The sequence below is a fragment of the Bacillus salitolerans genome (genome assembly GCF_042680805.1).
Taxonomy (GTDB): Bacteria; Bacillota; Bacilli; order Bacillales; family SA4; genus Bacillus_CJ; species Bacillus_CJ salitolerans.
Window position 1 is genome coordinate 268,394 of the sequence record NZ_JBHUEM010000020.1, and the last position, 17,595, is coordinate 285,988.

Annotated in this window: 20 protein-coding genes; 18 read left to right on the forward strand and 2 right to left on the reverse strand. The window is 34.0% G+C overall.

Features of this window, described 5'->3' with window-relative positions:
• Positions 1 to 11 precede the first annotated feature (11 nt).
• The 12 genes from ACFSCX_RS12960 (at position 12) to ACFSCX_RS13015 (ending at position 11,151) form a co-directional block, all read left to right on the forward strand.
• Complete coding sequence (locus tag ACFSCX_RS12960; protein WP_377928672.1) at positions 12 to 1,013, forward strand: ArsR/SmtB family transcription factor; 1,002 nt, start codon at positions 12 to 14, stop codon at positions 1,011 to 1,013.
• 19 nt (positions 1,014 to 1,032) lie between these two features.
• Entirely contained in the window at positions 1,033 to 1,842 is an 810-nt protein-coding gene (locus tag ACFSCX_RS12965) for an ABC transporter permease (RefSeq protein ID WP_377928673.1), read from the forward strand.
• Positions 1,843 to 1,854: 12 nt separating this feature from the next.
• Positions 1,855 to 2,835: an ABC transporter ATP-binding protein gene (locus tag ACFSCX_RS12970; protein ID WP_377928674.1), complete on the forward strand. Its 981-nt coding sequence runs from the start codon at positions 1,855 to 1,857 to the stop codon at positions 2,833 to 2,835.
• Positions 2,832 to 3,647 (forward strand): ABC transporter permease, encoded by an 816-nt coding sequence (locus ACFSCX_RS12975; protein WP_377928675.1) that lies wholly within the window; start codon positions 2,832 to 2,834, stop codon positions 3,645 to 3,647. The genes ACFSCX_RS12970 and ACFSCX_RS12975 overlap by 4 nt, the downstream gene beginning before the upstream one ends.
• Positions 3,648 to 4,191: 544 nt before the next feature.
• Positions 4,192 to 4,989: a protein kinase domain-containing protein gene (locus ACFSCX_RS12980; RefSeq protein ID WP_377928676.1), complete on the forward strand. Its 798-nt coding sequence runs from the start codon at positions 4,192 to 4,194 to the stop codon at positions 4,987 to 4,989.
• 544 nt (positions 4,990 to 5,533) lie between these two features.
• On the forward strand, positions 5,534 to 6,616 hold the full coding sequence (locus ACFSCX_RS12985; RefSeq protein ID WP_377928677.1) for an S-layer homology domain-containing protein: 1,083 nt from the start codon (positions 5,534 to 5,536) through the stop codon (positions 6,614 to 6,616).
• A gap of 252 nt (positions 6,617 to 6,868) precedes the next feature.
• Positions 6,869 to 7,117 (forward strand): kanamycin nucleotidyltransferase C-terminal domain-containing protein, encoded by a 249-nt coding sequence (locus ACFSCX_RS12990; RefSeq protein WP_377928678.1) that lies wholly within the window; start codon positions 6,869 to 6,871, stop codon positions 7,115 to 7,117.
• Positions 7,118 to 7,251: 134 nt separating this feature from the next.
• On the forward strand, positions 7,252 to 7,869 hold the full coding sequence (locus ACFSCX_RS12995) for a nucleotidyltransferase domain-containing protein (RefSeq protein ID WP_377928679.1): 618 nt from the start codon (positions 7,252 to 7,254) through the stop codon (positions 7,867 to 7,869).
• Positions 7,870 to 7,980: 111 nt separating this feature from the next.
• On the forward strand, positions 7,981 to 8,145 hold the full coding sequence (locus tag ACFSCX_RS13000) for a hypothetical protein (protein WP_377928680.1): 165 nt from the start codon (positions 7,981 to 7,983) through the stop codon (positions 8,143 to 8,145).
• A gap of 727 nt (positions 8,146 to 8,872) precedes the next feature.
• Positions 8,873 to 10,105, forward strand: coding sequence for an aminopeptidase (locus ACFSCX_RS13005; RefSeq protein WP_377928681.1), 1,233 nt, complete (start codon positions 8,873 to 8,875; stop codon positions 10,103 to 10,105).
• A 425-nt stretch (positions 10,106 to 10,530) separates the two neighbouring features.
• A complete protein-coding gene (locus ACFSCX_RS13010; RefSeq protein ID WP_377928682.1) occupies positions 10,531 to 10,683 on the forward strand; it encodes a hypothetical protein in 153 nt (50 codons plus the stop codon).
• Between the two features lie 150 nt (positions 10,684 to 10,833).
• Positions 10,834 to 11,151: a hypothetical protein gene (locus tag ACFSCX_RS13015; RefSeq protein WP_377928683.1), complete on the forward strand. Its 318-nt coding sequence runs from the start codon at positions 10,834 to 10,836 to the stop codon at positions 11,149 to 11,151.
• A 312-nt stretch (positions 11,152 to 11,463) separates the two neighbouring features.
• Here ACFSCX_RS13015 and ACFSCX_RS13020 read toward each other — a convergent pair whose 3' ends face one another.
• Positions 11,464 to 11,658: a small, acid-soluble spore protein, alpha/beta type gene (locus ACFSCX_RS13020; RefSeq protein WP_377928684.1), complete on the reverse strand. Its 195-nt coding sequence runs from the start codon at positions 11,656 to 11,658 to the stop codon at positions 11,464 to 11,466.
• Between the two features lie 194 nt (positions 11,659 to 11,852).
• Here ACFSCX_RS13020 and ACFSCX_RS13025 point away from each other — a divergent pair, with 194 nt between their 5' ends.
• Positions 11,853 to 12,386: a DUF4269 domain-containing protein gene (locus ACFSCX_RS13025; RefSeq protein WP_377928685.1), complete on the forward strand. Its 534-nt coding sequence runs from the start codon at positions 11,853 to 11,855 to the stop codon at positions 12,384 to 12,386.
• Between the two features lie 40 nt (positions 12,387 to 12,426).
• A complete protein-coding gene (locus tag ACFSCX_RS13030) occupies positions 12,427 to 12,798 on the forward strand; it encodes a hypothetical protein (protein ID WP_377928686.1) in 372 nt (123 codons plus the stop codon).
• A gap of 73 nt (positions 12,799 to 12,871) precedes the next feature.
• On the opposite strand, the gene ACFSCX_RS13035 is transcribed toward ACFSCX_RS13030, so the two are convergent.
• Entirely contained in the window at positions 12,872 to 14,164 is a 1,293-nt protein-coding gene (locus ACFSCX_RS13035; RefSeq protein WP_377928687.1) for an MDR family MFS transporter, read from the reverse strand.
• Positions 14,165 to 14,593: 429 nt separating this feature from the next.
• Between ACFSCX_RS13035 and map the strand changes: the two genes are divergently transcribed.
• The 4 genes from map to zupT all read left to right on the forward strand — a co-directional run bounded on the left by map (position 14,594) and on the right by zupT (position 17,544).
• Entirely contained in the window at positions 14,594 to 15,334 is a 741-nt protein-coding gene (map, locus tag ACFSCX_RS13040) for a type I methionyl aminopeptidase (RefSeq protein ID WP_377928688.1), read from the forward strand.
• 388 nt (positions 15,335 to 15,722) lie between these two features.
• Positions 15,723 to 15,869: a hypothetical protein gene (locus ACFSCX_RS13045; RefSeq protein ID WP_377928689.1), complete on the forward strand. Its 147-nt coding sequence runs from the start codon at positions 15,723 to 15,725 to the stop codon at positions 15,867 to 15,869.
• A gap of 174 nt (positions 15,870 to 16,043) precedes the next feature.
• Positions 16,044 to 16,475, forward strand: a complete 432-nt coding sequence (locus tag ACFSCX_RS13050; protein ID WP_377928690.1) for a VOC family protein — start codon at positions 16,044 to 16,046, stop codon at positions 16,473 to 16,475.
• 250 nt (positions 16,476 to 16,725) lie between these two features.
• Positions 16,726 to 17,544, forward strand: coding sequence for a zinc transporter ZupT (gene zupT, locus ACFSCX_RS13055; protein ID WP_377928797.1), 819 nt, complete (start codon positions 16,726 to 16,728; stop codon positions 17,542 to 17,544).
• The last annotated feature ends 51 nt before the right edge of the window (positions 17,545 to 17,595 follow it).

Genomic DNA, 17,595 nt, shown 5'->3' on the forward strand with positions numbered 1-17,595 from the left:
CAGCGAATCAAATGGAGATGGTTTTTATAGAATTACAGCGCTGGTTTCAAAAACATGTTCACGTAAAATATTCACCATTTTATGAAATGCTAGTTAGCTTACATGTCTTACACGAACCTAAACATCACACACACAGGTTGAAATGGGCAAAAGAAGTGTGTGATCAATTGGATAGAAATCTATCAAAAACACTATATAAACTAGGTGATTTATCAAATAAGTGGCTAAATATTCTTGATTATCTAGATATGCTAGAAGATAAATCAAAACAACCAGAAGAAATAATTGATGGAATACGTCAATTAAACGATGATAAATTTGCTAGGTTACTGACAGGAAATAATTCAGAGAGAACGCTCGGTTTATCATTACATACGTTAAAAAGTGAATTGTGCGAGGCTCTATACGATTACCATCAACACATTTTTGCAAGAGAACTCTACAGGATAGAACCTTGGCTTATACGTTCTATACATGAAATTAGTGATGGTTTACAAATAGATGGCGGTGCAACCATTTTGAGCTTACACCCAAGAATTGGAGTTTCGGAACATTGGATTAAATTTTACAAGGCAGAAACCTATCAGTATTTGTGGAAAGATTTGGATTCTATCACCCTATATCCTTCAACATTTGTAGCCCCTCATTTATTGGTAGGACTTGATGCACCACATCTATCCATCGCATTTCATGTTGAAATACCTGGAAATGAAATGAAACAGGAGTATGTCCCTGAAGACTTATTAACTGTATTAAAGTTGATAAGTGATGAAACAAGGTTACTTATCTTGCAGAGACTGCTATACCACTCATATTGTACACAACAGCTAGTCGATATATTTGGATTAGCTCCTGCAACGATTTCTAAGCATTTAAAAGTTTTAGAGAAAGCTAAACTTATTTTTTCGGAAAGAAGAGGACACTATGTCTTTTACTCTACCAATAAAATGCAACTTTCTCTATTGAAGGTTGATTTAGATCAGTTTTTCGATCAGCCTCTATTATCTAAATAAATTAAAAGAGGGGATTCATGTGTGGTTAACAGTAAGTGCAACCTTTACAAGAAATTTCTTAATAATGAGACGTGCGTATCCTTGGTCCTTTTTCATTGGACATATTTTAAGTGGAACGTACGTTGTCATTTTCGCTTATCTTACATATTTTTATGTGTTTGAAGGTGACATGGATAGTCGTTTTAATCAGCTAGCAGGAACGAATGACTATATCTCTTACACAATATTAGGTGGACTATTATTTTCTTTTTCAGTTTCTCTTCTCATGATTGTTAGTAGAACACTGATTACAGAATTTCGAGAGGGAACACTCGATAGCTTATTGTTAACTCCTTCTTCAAGAAATGGATACTTTTTAGGTGCCACTGCACAAGGATTGATGAGACTAGGTCTTGAGTTTCTTGCAATCATACTAGTTGGCGGATTATTTGGATTATCTTTCTATAATGTCAATGTTCTAGGTTGTTTAGTCATATTATTCGTTCTAATTTTTGCAACGTTTTCACAATCTCTTGTACTTGGTGGATTTATGTTGTACTTCAGAGATACATATATCACTCAAAATACACTATTTGTATTAATGGGATTAGTATGTAGTATAACCTTTCCAACTGAATACCTACCTTTAGGTGTGCACTGGATTGGTGAAATGATGCCATTAACACATGGGGTCGATGCATTCCGTCAAATGTTTATTGAAGGGACTCCAATTACAGAAGTTAAGTTAGAGATTTTTAAGATGATTGGACTTGGTTTTATTTACTTACTTGTTGGAATGGTATTAATTCGAAGAATGGAAAAATTCATAATCGAGAAACACTTTGGATAAGGGGGAGTATGTATGATTCAAGCTTCTGGTCTTGTAAAAGAATATGTAGTAACGAAAAAGAAAGGTTTCTTTCATAAAACAAAAGAACGAGTGGTAGCTGTAAATGGATTAGATTTATCTATTCATAAAGGAGAAATCGTTGGCCTTTTAGGATTAAATGGAGCAGGAAAAACGACTACAATTAAAATGCTGTCAACGTTACTTTCACCCACTTCTGGAACAATTCTTGTAGATGGTGAAGACATAACAACGAATGCCAAGCGTACTAAACAAAAAGTGAATATGATTGCTGGCGGGGAACGAATGCTTTATTGGCGTTTAACCGGTTACGAAAATCTTGTATATTTCGGAAAATTATATGGACTTTCAGGTCAATCGTTATCAGAAAGAATTTGGTCATTACTTGAGATAGTTGGTCTATCTGATGTAGCACATAAACCTGTAGAACAATATTCAAAAGGGATGAAACAGAGGTTGCAAATTGCTCGTGGCTTAATTAATGACCCGTCCTATATATTTTTAGATGAGCCTACTCTTGGATTAGATACACCTATTGCCAAGCAATTACGGAAATTAATTCGTACACTTGCAACAGAACAGGGGAAAGGTGTCCTATTAACCACACACTATTTGGACGAAGTCGAAGAACTATGTGATCGTGTGTACATCATCAATAAGGGAGAACTACTAATGCACAATAGTCCTGAAAAGATAATAGAAACTGTTGTCAAGGATTATAGTGTGACGGTGATAACTGAACCTTTGCGTATCGATTCTATTAAAAACATTGAATCTACTTTAAATAAGAATCATATTTCAGTCCATGCGTCCCTAGTACAAGAAGGTCAGTTGCTTAGTTTTAATGCACCATATGATCCAACCACTACCATACTAAATACCTGCATGGAGAACGGACTAACCATACAAAAGTTTGAAGTAAACCGTCCAAAACTTGAAGATGCCATTATACATTTAGCAGGAGAAGCATCATGAAATATATGATAAGTATACTAATGGCAGAGATGAGGAAATCTCACCTAAATCATTATCATAATAAACTCATATATTTCTCATTACTGATTTGGCCAGCACTTCTATTTGTTACAGCCTATTATTCGTTTAAACCATTTAATCTAACCCAATCAAGTCCATTGGCGAGGTTTATCGAGATCGAACACTTATCTTTGTTCTTGTTAACTGGCTATCTTGGTTATATCTTTTTCTGGTGTCTCATTCAGTCAGCATGGCAAATGTCCTATGAACGTATGTCGGGTACACTGGAATTAATTTTCCTTACCCCAGCTTCCCGAATAGCAGTAATGTACGGTAGAGCAGCTGGTAATTTAGTTGAGGCTGTTTGGCTATTTTCACTCTTTTCATTATTAGCTGTATTTGTCATTGGTAAATCACATGAAATTATTTGGTGGAACGTACCAATTGTTATGGTAGTATTAACCATTTCTGCAGTCATCTGGGGAGGATTCTTGAATGTTATCTTTTTATTTTCAAGAGATGCCGGGATACTCTTCACGGTACTTGAGGAACCAATGCAATTCTTTTCTGGGGTTCGTTTACCGGTTGCAACATTTCCATTATGGGGGAAAGGAATCGCCTATATTTTCCCTCTTACTTATGTATTAAGTATTGTAAGAGAACTATTAATGGGTCGAGTAGAATGGTTTCAACTTATTAAACCTTTAGGTATGTTAGCTGGAATACTTCTTGTATTATTATTCTTCACCTTTTTACTCCTTTCAAAGGCTGAAAATCATGCTAAGGAAACTGGAAACATGACCTTATACTAATAAATGTATTGGGATTTTAGGGCATCGCGGGATTATCCCGGATGCTTTTTATTTTAAGCTAAGAAAGCATATATTTCTGGTGTTTAGTTCTATACAATGGTACGACTAAATCCAGCTCCAGCGTTCAGCCAAGATGAAATGGTGACGACCTTTGCCATTTTCATCCTACTCGAGGTCAAAAACAAGTCATGAATAAAAGGGAAAACCACCCTTTTTTCATGACAGAATATTTGCTCTGTCTTAGGCAAACGGGGCGCATGAGCCTTTTTGTTCCTATGGGACATATTTAGAGAATGATGTTGAAACTTTTATTGGGGTTAGCCGTAAAAGTAAATAAGGCATAAATATCATAATAAAAGGGTGAGAGTATGTTCAAAAAGATTATTAAAGAAATAATTAAGAGTAAAGTGCATCATAAACGATATTCGAGTAGTGATCGTAAGAAAAAGTATTATGGTCACAATCCTTCTAAATATGGACACGGATATTATAAAAAGAAGCACAAGTCTAGCGGTTTCTTTGGGAAATCTTATAGTAGTAGCTAATGATTTCTCATTTAAGTGAATTATTTGAACATTATTATCTAAAAGGCAGTAGGATAAAAGAACAGTATCAAGTAATAAGAATTCTTGGTAAAGGAAGTTATGGAATTGCATATCTAGCTAACGATTTACGAACAAATAAAAAGGTGGTCGTAAAGCAACAAAAAAAAAGAAGGCTTAAAAGAAAGAAAAATCTACTAGCAAATGAAGGGTATATTCTCAAAAGCCTATCGCATTACGCTATCCCAGAGTTTATCGATCTATTTCACTATAATCACAACTTATTTTTAGTAATGGATTATATAGAAGGAAAAAATGTCGAAGAACTTATTTTCTATGAAGGGAAAACATTCACTGAAAAGGAAAGTTTTCATCTTGTTCTAAAAATATTATACGTTTTAAAGTATTTACATGAGAACCAAATCGCTCACAGAGACATAAGACTACCGAATATTTTACTAAATGGAGATGAAGTATTTATCATTGATTTTGGCCTTGCCGTCTTTAAAAATCCCGATGGAAATGAAGTAATGAATGAAGAATACTCACAGAAGAATAGAATCTATCATGAAAAGACTTATACTAGTGACTTCTACGACATTGGGCATTTCTTACTTTTCCTATTATATTCAAATTATCAACCTAAAAAAAAGGAAGAAACAAGCTGGGAAGAGGAACTCACGCTTGATGATCAAACAAGGAAAATAATTAGAAAACTACTAAACATAGATTCTAACTACGAAAATATCCAAGAAATAATAGCAGATATTCATTCCTACCTAAAAAAAGAAACCAAGTAACTAATATAATAGTTAGAGTTTCTATGGAGAAACATATGAAATGTCATACTAAATAGCAGACCAAATCGCACATGATTTGGTCTTTTGTTTTCCTCTTTATATCTACGTTTATTTGATAATAACATCATTTTAATAGCATACATAATCGCAACCCCAAACATCGGTGGCAACCTCCATATAAAAACAAAAAATATTAAAATCTATGATGAAAACAAAATGGAATACTCTCTTAATGAGTTGGCTTCTGTTTGTCGGCAATATTGTGGTATATAATTTATTTTCTTATTACATTAACGGGTGCAAGAATGCAATAAGGATTTGGCGCGATTGTCACCTGTTTTCTGCCAAAAGTAGAGAGGTTTCTTAATAAGAAAAGAAATCTTATTTTAAAAAACGTAGTAAAAAATTGTTTGACTCTTACATTCAAAATATTACCAGTTGAATATATCGAGGGTCACACTTACTATTTTACATATAGGATTTATAGAGATAGTGAATGAGGACCTTAAGTCTGATATCAAATTTGTGAAAGAAGTGAGTAACTATGAAATATCTAAAGGGATTTTTACTTTTTCTATTAGCAACATCTGTACTAATGCCTTATAGTGCAGAAGCAAATTCTGAATTACCCAAAAGCATTGGCAAGGCACCCTGGATGTACACCCCTCATGATATTAGTGATCATTGGGCAAGGGAGACGTTGCTTGAATTTTTGCATGCGGACATTATGACGGGGTATATTGAACACAATAATGCAACTGTCAACTTGGAGCCAAACAGTCCCATCACCCGAGCACAGTTTATAAAAATCTTATCTAACGCTTTGGAGTTGCAATATAATGAAACTAGTCCTTCGCAGTCATTTAGTGACGTACACTCAACAGACTGGTTTAGTAAATATGTGGAGATTGCTAGCAGTTTGGGAATCATAAAAGGTAGCGAAGGTGCTTTTCACCCAAATTCATTTATTACAAGAGACCAGGCTACCGCATTAATAATAAGGGCATTTGGAGAAGATATAAAAACGTCTGTTCCCGAGACTCAGTTATTCAAGGACATTAAAACCGACTATTGGGCATATGATTTCATACAAATAGCTAAAATTCAGGGGATAATTAATGGATATGTTGATGAATTTCGACCACGAGAACTAGCTACTCGTGCACAGGCTTCAACTATGATTAAAAATGCATTATTGATGAATTTATCAAAAGACAATACAGAACCACTACTTGTTTTTGAAGACTATTTGACAAAGAGAATGGAGTTAATTGCTGAAAAGGATCTTATCGGTTTATTTACTCTCACAAACGAACTAACGTCAAACTACTTCTTATCTATTAGTGAAGGGGAAATTAATTTTATTGAATCGCTTGAATCCTTAAAAGGTTTAGAGTTGATTAGTATTGAAACATTTCCAAACTGGAATACAGAACTTTTATATGCGACTGAACGTTACGCCGCGATTAAAATGACCGGTTTTAAATACACGTTGACCACACGAGATCCAATATATAATATGAAGACTATTCATACCGAGACCTGTGACGGGGTATATAATCTAAAGAAAACCGGTAAAGAATGGAAGATATATTCATACGTGCCATCGAACTATTGGAACAACTAAAATATAATATCTGATTTGGCAATATAATAACTAAGAGTTGTCTAATAAGACAGCTCTTTTTTGTTAAGCTATCGGGGGCTCTAATTCTAAAAGGATTAGAGCTTCTTTTATTGAATTATAGAAGCAGGTTTGTTCACAAAGGTGTATTCTTAAAAACTAATTTAGTTTTAATATTCAAATGAGGGATATTCAATGTAGTGTGGGAACCATACGAAATAATTGCAAAAATAAGAAATAATTATAAGATTGGTAATGAACACTACCTTCCTCTTGGTGCAAAAAAAAGATTTTTCTTGGCAAACTGCTAAACTCATTGGACTTGCCAATAAAAAATATTATATTACTAGAGCTAGAACTTTTGAAGAGTCTTTAAAAATGGAAACAAGACCTACTGGATATGATGAACAGGCACATCTTGTTATGGAAGGTACTTTAGCTAATAAAGACCTTATATACCAAAGATGCGAATTATTATGGATAGGCTTAAATGAATGGTTTTAATGAGCTTGGTATTGCGTACAGATTAAAACAACTACCATTATAATATCTGAATCAATGCTATTACATGCTACTTTATCGTTCACGAAAGTACTTATGATTATAGTTTAATTGAAATAAGAAGCGAGGTTGTTCATATGAATGAGTTAATTGAAAAGATTAAAACATACTTGGAAGAAAAATACAACTGTCATACTTTAATCTTATATGGTTCATACAATTCAGGTGACTTCACGGCAGAAAGCGATATAGATATAATTGGATTTTCTCAGGAAGTAGAAGAACTGAATGATGTAAATTCTATTGAAGGTAAACAATTGGATGCTTGGATATATAACACGAATAAGATAAAACAACCAGAGCAATTCTTGAGAATAAATGAAGGGACAGTACTAGTAGATACGATGGGACTTGGAGTACAACTATTAACCGAAATTCAGACAATATATAATAATGGTCCTAAAAAGCTAACACAAGAAGAAAAGGACTTTTTAAAGGGCTGGCTTAAAAAGATGTATGTAAGATCTATAAAGTCTGATATTGAAGGGAATTATAGACTTAATTGGATGCTTAAAGACAGTTTGGAGATATATTTTGAACTAAAAGGGATATGGTTTCTAGGTCCTAAAAAAGCATTTAAGTGGTTAAAAGAGAATGATAGTATGGCTCTTCACTTATTTGAAAAATCTTTAGATAGAGAGGCCGATAACCAAGATATTAAAAAACTAATTGAATATATAACATTACTTTCTTAGATAATAAAAAAACTTTCATTGATGTTGATATTGAGTTAACTGGCAGTCTAGCACAAGAAGCTGTGTACTTTATTAGCTATTAGTCATTTCTAATATGGGAGAGTGGGAGCTATGAGGTTAATTTTATTATTTACTACCATTTTATTTATTCTATCTGGTTGTAACACAGGGTACACAAGTCTTGAAGAAGCAGTTCAAAGTCATTGGAAAACACCTATAAAAGTAATTAACCAGGATGATAATAATCAATTAGTTTATTACTTAGACCAAACATAGCATATTTTAGGAGTTTATGAATTTGAGAATGGAAATTACAAATATAACAATGAACAAAGTGTTGGTATAACTTTTGAATCAGAAAGCGGTTTACCTTTTTTAGTTTCGGCTAACTATTTTGAAGGAATAGGATATATTATTCATGGTGCTATCACTACTGATGAACATGAGATAGAAAAATTTGAAATTCATTATAAAAATGGAGAAATACAAGAAATTAGTGCAAAGAATAATACGTTTATAACAGAAATTCCATCTTTTTTAGCAGTAGACGTAGAAATGTTTTTTTCTGAAATTGTAAACGCTGTGGGATACGACCAAAATGGAGAGATTATTGAAAAATGGAATAGGAATGCTGAATTAAATAATTAAAGGGGAATTTTACACTAACGAGTGGCTTTACTTTAAAGAAAATAAGAAACAGAACGCTTGGATACTAAATTCCAAGCGTTTTTAGTTTTCTATTTCTACTGCTAATAATGGTGTTAAATTAATGTGATTTGGTATGTTATTTCACCGGTTTTTTACATTTTTCCAACAGTATAGGAACGTGTATAACTAATTTGAGGGTTCTTTTTTGGGGTTAGTAATAAGGAGAAGAAGGATAATTTCTTGTATAAAAAGCCCAATAATTTAGACAATAACAAGGTATAAATTCGGATTCCTAGCAATATCGGTTAATAATTGATAAGATAAAATAAAATCTCAATCTGATAGGAGACTACAAATGACAACATTTAATGAAAAGCTAGAAAAATATGCTGCCCTTGCAGTAGAAGTAGGAATAAACCTTCAAAAAGGCCAAACTTTAGTCATTACAGCACCACTTGAGACCGTTGATTTTACAAGACTTGTTGCAAAGAAGGCATATGAACTTGGTGCAAAGCATGTAAAGGTTGATTGGGTAGATGATCAGCTATCGCGTTTGAAATTTGAATCCGCTCCAGAGGAAGCGTTTACAGAGTATCCTAACTGGATGACAAATGGTCGTAATGAATTAGCTGAAGAGGGTGCAGCATTTTTACATATTGACTCAAAAGATCCAGATCTTTTGAAGGGAATTGATCAAACTCGAATTCAAAACTTTACAAAATCTGCTACAAATGCATTGAAAATATATCGCAATCGTATGATGAGTGACAAAAATAGTTGGTCAATTGTTGCAATGCCAACACAAGCATGGGCTGACAAAGTGTTTCCTGACTTAGAAGCGTCTAAGAGAGTCGATGCATTATGGGATGCAATCTTTCAAGCTACTCGTATTCATTCAGAAGATCCTGTAGCAGAATGGAACAAACATACAGAAACACTCGATACAAAAGCAGCACATTTAAATGCAAAGAGATATAAAGCGTTACACTACAAGGCACCAGGAACAGACTTAACGGTTGAATTAGCAAAAGACCATATTTGGGTTAGTGCAGGAAGTGTAAACGAAAACGGTGTAACATTTATTGCTAATATGCCGACGGAAGAAGTATTCACTGCTAATGCTAAAACAGGAGTGAATGGGGTTGTAACAAGTACAAAGCCATTAAGTTATGCTGGTAACTTAATCGAAAACTTTACGCTTACATTTAAAGATGGAAAAGTCGTGGAATATAATGCAGAAAAAGGATATGATACCTTAAAACAACTAATTGAGACAGATGAAGGCTCTAAATACCTAGGAGAAATCGCACTTGTTCCTCATCTATCACCAATTTCTGAAACAGACTTGATTTTCTTCAATACATTATTCGATGAAAATGCATCAAATCACTTTGCAATTGGTAAAGCCTATCCTTTCTGTGTAGAAGGTGGAAAAAATATGAGTGAAGATGAAATTATTGCGCACGGTCTAAATGATAGTTTAACACACGTTGATTTTATGATTGGTTCTGCAGAGATGGACATTGATGGAATTACTGAAGATGGAACAAGAGAACCGGTATTTAGACAGGGGAACTGGGCGTTTTAATAAATGAATGTCTTAGGCACAAATCATGATAATTTGTGCCTTTTTCTTTTATATGGATAATTCAGCCAATTATCACAAGACTCTTAAAACAAAATACTCTATAATATAGTAGAATAGTAGATTTTTGCAGATGAGGGACACAATGGAAAATCATCTCACTAGTAACCGTTATTACGATTTAGATAGGATTCGAATCATTGCCCTGATATTAGTTTTTTTATTTCATTGCTCCATGTTTTATATACATTCCGTTCCATTTGGATGAAATATATATACCTTCCATTCTTTTCATTTCTTTTTGTCATCTTTACTTATCATTTCATGATTAAACCTATAAATTCTATTCGAATATTATTTGGACTATAGGTAATTCGAAGTAAGAATAACAATGATAGAACTTTTGTAAAATAATTTGGAGGTTAAATATGGGTATTTTAACAATTTTACTTACTCTCATTCAGTTTTCAATATTATTTTATTTGTTTTTTAAAGTCAAAAGCATTGCTAAAATAGTTGAACAACATCAAGTAGAACAAAACGAAATGATAGTTTTACTGAAAAAAATAAATGAGAAGTGATTAAAGAAATCATAAGTTTTGAGCAATTGCAAATCAAAATAGCTACATTTGTATTAAGAAGTGTGGAAATATAGGGGAATTGTCTACACAAATATTTATTACTGATACTATACATTAATAAAAACATAGTACATAAAGAAGGTGCGATAAATGAAAATAAATTTACTAGTTCTAGTCTCGTCATATAAGGAACAGAATAAGAATAATGTATCCACATTAATTAAAACAATTGAATCAACAATTCGACCTGTAGAAGGAGATATCATCGATGACCCTGGGTTCGATCCTGGATTTCACAATGGTTATAAAGTGGTTAAAGTTACACTTAATTATGCGTCTAATACCTGCTGGGTTTCATTGTCTCCACTTGAAATAGAAGCAGAGGAGATTTCTGTTCAATCATACGTGAACAAACTCGAGAAGAATGGTTGGAAAGTTGTTACAAAAGAAGAACTGCTAAATATGTAAAATTATAAAGGACCACGTTAACTAAATAACCATTACAACCCTTATACTCCTTGACCTTTTTTACAAATAACGCTTGTGGAATCTATGACTTCTGTACAATTTCTATCATTTATATATCAACTGCTAGCATTGTGGAAGTAGTAGATATTCTGTCATAATCCTAACCTTATCCAATCAGAATAAAGTAGGAATGCGTTTATAGAAAGTTAATTCGAGATATTTAAACTAAAACATGGTTATTTATTCACTGGGTTACAGGCTTGAGTTATACGTGATGAAGAGACCCCTAAGGGTCTCTTTTCTGATCAACAATTATTGACCTTGTTGATCACGAAGGTGTTGTTCTGCTAAAGCAACGAGACGTTTTGTCATCTCGCCACCAACAGAACCATTTGCTCGCGCGGTCGTATCAGCACCAAGTTCTACTCCAAACTCTCCTGCAATTTCATACTTCATTTGTTCGAGTACATTAGCTGCACCTGGAACAAGTAGTTTGTTTCTTGCCATGATACATCACTCCCGACGAAGTATTGAGCTATAAAAATAGCTCCTGCTTAGGGTTGCCTTGCTTTAATATTCTCATTCCTTATTTTCAGTTAACACCTCTGAAACATAATCTTAATTCTACAGTTTACATCTGGGGTTTGATATTCCCTCTGAAAAAAATTGGTCCTATAATAATTAGACTGGAGTAATGTTACATGTTTCTTACCATAGAGTATTTAAAAAGTGGCACTACTAAACAAAGAGACGCATATGAGGCAATTATTGATCTTGCTATTATGGAGGATTTATCCTCTTATACTCCCATCTTGTGCGGAACTATTCCGATTGACATTGGACTGTCCCATTCGGATTTAGATATTATTATGGAAGTTCATGATTTTAAAAGTTATGAGAAACAAATAAGAACTCTGTACGAATCAATGAAAGGATTTCGACTAAAACAGTGCATGATTAGAGATAACAAGGTTATAAAAACAAATTTCTCTTATAGGTCCTTTGAATTTGAGCTTTTTGGTCAGGAAATCCCAGTCATTCAGCAAAATGCCTATTTACATATGATTATCGAGCACGAACTATTACAACGATTCCCACATCTCCGAGAAGAAGTAATTCAATTAAAATTAGAGGGGGATAAAACTGAACCCGCTTTTTGCAAACTTCTGGGACTTAAGGGGGACCCCTATATGGCATTACTTGAGTATGGGAGATCACTAAATATCATTGATTAGATTATAATCTAAACAATGATAACTGTAAGGAGAGGATTATTTGAACAAGTATTTAAGTTTCATTTCAATCATTGTTCTTAGCCTATCAATCGTTTATTTAGGGTACCAAGTAGGACAACATGCTAGCAATAGGGAACATGCTGTTAGTGAAAAACAAGAAGTAAAAAAAATCGTTCCGTTTGTAGATAAAGGGCTTTGGACACTCGAGGAAACAGCACAATATTTAAGTATTCCTGTAGAAGAACTTGAAAGAACGATTTTGAAACAAGACGTAGAAAGAAATAAACAAACAAGTTTTTCAACATATGAGTATATTCCATACATTACGCTAAACCAAAAAAGATATTTTAATAAAAATGATTTAGATGAATGGATTCGATATAATTCTCTAAGATGGAACGAACTTAAATAAATTTCTCACTCTAGTTTACTAAGCTTGAATCACAAAATTTAGAAAAGCCTATCACAATTGATAGGCTTTTCATCTATACTGCGCTTGGGTTTTCTTCCGTTTTATTCGAGGAAATTCTAGCCGAAGTTACCATTCGGTCTATTAATACGTAAATTCCTCCAGCAATCATACAACCGATACCTAAACACACAAACATAATGTTTCCTAAAGAACGATCAAGCAGAAATCCAGAAATTAAAGGACCAATTGCTCCACCCAAAATCCACTGTAGTCCAGAAGCCCCCATATATGTTCCACGTAAGTGTTCTGGTGCTATATTTGAGATAAAGGTCATTTGCACAGGGGTTATGAGCATTTCTCCTAATGTGTATATACCATAAATTACAAGCATAATCAGCATAATACTGAGGAAACTAGCGTGTTGCTCGTAAAAAATTGAAGGCAAGATCCCGATTGCAATTTGACCTAATCCAAATAAAAAGGCACCTATCATCATAACCGATCCAATCTTTTTTCTTCCAGCCCAGCTCGAAATTGGAAACTGGAATAAAACAACGAGTAGACCATTAAATGCCATTAAATATGGAAATGGATTCCTCTCTGCTGGAATATGTCGTAATTCATTATCAAAATGAAGTGGTAACATCCCTTCCGTTTGTGAGAAAGACATGGAAATTACGACACCTGTTAAGATAAATACAAGTAAAACTTTGTCCTGTAATAAAACTTTAAATGGAGAGGGTAGGTGATCTGGTTTACCTTCATCCAGTTTAGCTTCATTTCGACCTTTTTTCGGTAAGCTTTCGTATATGAAAAGTGCAACTACTAAAGAATAGAGCAGGACAGAAGTCGCAGCAATCATAAAAATGACAGATTTTGAAAACACAATAATTGATGCACCGATAAGAGGACCTACAGTAGCTCCTACATTATGACCTAGTCGAAGTAATCCAAATGCTTCCGTTCTTTTTTCAGGAGGTGTTACATCTGCCACCATCGCAGATGCTGCTGGGTGAAATAATGAGTTAAAAAAGCCCATAAATGCAGAAAGGATTACAAAAGCGATAAACGTGTCAAAAAATACGAAACCAATCATTACAAGACCATTTCCAATCATGGATCCAACCATTATCGGCTTTCTTCCATACAAATCAGCCATTTTCCCACCAATCATTGTTCCAAACACAGAAGCGACAGGGGCAATAGCTATTACAACCCCAACGAGCCACAAGGAATCGACTTTATCTTTTAAATAGAGAGCAAAAAAAGGCATAAGCATCATAAACGCTATTCCGTTTATAGCTTCTCCAACAAATCGAATCCATACGTTACGGTCCATTTCTTTTAGCTGATTAAAAGTATTCATTGTTTCTCCTTCTTTAGGTAAAGATATCCTAATCATACCCTAAAAAAAGTAAATATTATGTTTTTTAAAATTTCAGCTAATTCCGAAATATTTCTTGGGAAAGCGCATAAAACTACAACTTTAGCCATTTCCTGTCACTAATATAGAAGAAAAGCACGAATATGAACGAAAAAATATATTATTTTCGTTCCTGTAACTCGTAGTAAGTCGAAAATTGTTACTACGGTTTTCACACTCCCATATAATAAAATAAAGTTTTTTACTTATTATGTGGAAAATATTCATTTTAGTTATACATATTGGTTGCATTTTCATTCTAAATATCTTTAAAATGAGTAATACTTGGATTGTTCATGAAATGAAGGTACACTTAAACATTCATGGCATAAGCACAGGAACGAACTTTTTATTATTGGTGGTGGATTGTAAATGATTGCAAAAACAGAGCGAGATATCGTTGCTTTAAAAGAAATCGGAAAAATTGTTGCAACTATTCGAGATGAGTTGGTAAAACAAACAAAGCCTGGCATGACAACAAAAGAGTTAGATAATCTTGCAGGTGAAATGTTCGAGGAGAATGGAGCTATTTCTGGTCCAAAGGGAGAATATGATTTCCCTGGTTTTACTTGTATTAGTGTAAATGAAGAGGTTGCTCATGGAATTCCAGGTAATCGTGTTATTCAAGAAGGTGACTTAGTCAATATTGACGTATCTGGTTCAAAAAATGGCTATTTTGCTGATACAGGAGTATCATTTGTTGTTGGAGAAGGTGAAGATATACGACATAAAATATGTGATGTCGTGAAAGAGGCGTTTGAAGCAGGTCTGAAAATGGCTAAACCCGGATCAAAGAAGAGCAGAATCGGAAAAGCGGTTTTCCAAACTGCTAGAAAACATGGTCTGACCGTGATTAAGAATCTAACCGGTCATGGTGTTGGGCGTTCATTACATGAACCGCCAAATCATATTTATAATTTTAATGAAACATGGGACGATGAGCTATTAAAAGATGGAATGGTTATTGCATTTGAACCGTTTATTTCAACCCTCGAAGAAGAAGTTTATCAATTAGAGGATGGATGGACATATGTAACGGAGAAAAGCCATGTTGCCCAATATGAACATACCATAATTCTTACAAAAGAGGGGCCAATAATTATAACAATGTAGAAGAGCATAAGCTCTTCTTTTTTATAAGTTAAGAAAGCTGTTAAATTTATACCATCTTACTCCTAAATCCAGCTCCTGCGCCCAGCCAAGATGAAATGGCGACGATTTTTGCCATGTTCATCCTACTCGAGGTCAAATAACCTGACATGAATAAAGGGGAAAACCACCTTATTTCCATGTCAGAACATACGCTCTAGCTTAGGGTAAACGGGGCGCATGCGCCTTTTGTTCTTGCAGTGATGAATTTTCAAGTCTGTTATACAATAGAAAGTAGTAAACTCCAATTGGCAGACAACACTCCTCCTTAAGATAAAGTCAACATACAAAGACAGATCATATTAATGAAAAATCGGGCAAAAATAACAATTATACGAAGGAGGAATGATTAATGAAAGAGCATGAAAAAGCCATTACAAATGACTACGAAATAAGTCCTACGGGTTACGGACTAGTTTCAACAGATGATGAAACGACAACTATACTGAAGAATCGCGAAGAAGACAAAAAAACTCCTCCAACTTGCGGGGGTCTATAAAGAATTTATTAGTTGCCAATAAGGCAACTTTTTTATTGGACCGAGTAAAAGGTTTTTTCAAACATGTAGCGAAGTATAATCATTAAAGAAGCGTCTACGAGAGAAGGATTAGACCTTCTTTAAAAGTAGACTTGTTATTTGTCTAAAATCTCAATCTTAGGGAGGAATAGTAAGGTGAATAGAATTAACTTAATTACACTGGGCGTGCGAGATTTAAATAAGTCTTTAACATTTTACAAAGATGGCCTTGGATTTAAAACGACAGTAAGTGAAGATAACCCAGGTATTGTATTTTTCCAAAATGCTGGAACAAAATTAGCACTATATCCATTAAACGAGTTAGCTAGAGATATCAATGAAAACAATCCGCCTACTGGCAATGGATTTTCTGGGATAACATTAGCGTATAATACTAAATCCAAGGGGGAGGTAGATCAAGTCATAAACCAAGCCATTGATGCCGGTGGTACACTTTTAAAATCACCAGCCCTTGTATTTTGGGGAGGTTATAGCGGTTATTTTGCAGATCCAGATGGCTATATTTGGGAGGTTGCATACGGTGAAAATTGGGAGTTTGATAACAACGATATGTTAATTATAAACTAACCAGGCATTTCGTTTAATATTTTTTAAACAATTAAACGTTAAAAAATTCACGTACATAAATTAAACAAAACCAATTAATCAACTTTTTATGGAAAGGTCATATACTTTGACCTTTCTTTTTTGTTACTAAGGTAAGTAACAAATTAACTGGGCTCACATATAATGTTTAAGCAAACTTCAACTATAGAATTATTAGTATTAAATATGCTAAATAGGGATGTAAACATAGGTAGAAGGAGGAAAAATCATGATGGCTGAGAATCTGTTGCTGGCATTTGGATTAACACTAATGGCAGGACTTGCAACAGGTATCGGAAGTATTCTTGCTTTTTTTACATCGACTACTAACACCAAGTTCTTATCGTTATCTCTAGGTTTTTCAGCAGGCGTTATGATCTATGTTTCAATGATTGAGATTTTTGTAAAAGCTAAAGATGCATTGGTTGGCGAACTGGGTATTGAACTAGGCAATTGGTTAACAGTAGCTGGATTCTTTGGGGGAATGCTCTTAATTGCAATGATAGATAAGTTTATTCCAAAACAAACGAATCCACATGAGCTAAAGAAAGTAGAAGATATGAATCGTCCAAAGGGAGATCAAGCTGATTTGAAAAATTCCAATCTACTAAAAATGGGGACATTTACAGCCCTTGCTATCGCCATTCATAACTTCCCGGAAGGAATCGCTACCTTTACTTCAGCTCTACAAGATCCTGCTCTTGGAATTGCGATTGCATTTGCCATCGCCATTCATAACATCCCTGAAGGTATTGCCGTTGCTGTTCCAGTGTATTTTGCTACAGGTAAAAGGAAAAAGGCATTTAAATTATCATTCTTATCAGGGTTATCAGAACCGATAGGAGCCGTTATTGCTTATTTACTTTTAATGCCTTATTTAAACAATATTATGTTTGGTCTTATATTTGCTGCCGTAGCAGGGATTATGGTGTTTATTTCATTAGATGAATTATTACCCGCAGCAAAGAAATATGATGAAGCTCATTTGTCTATCTATGGGCTAATAGGTGGGATGGCCATAATGGCATTGAGCTTACTAATGTTTGTTTAACTTACCAGCCAACAGTCATGTTGGCTTTTTACAATTATGATAATAATAGTC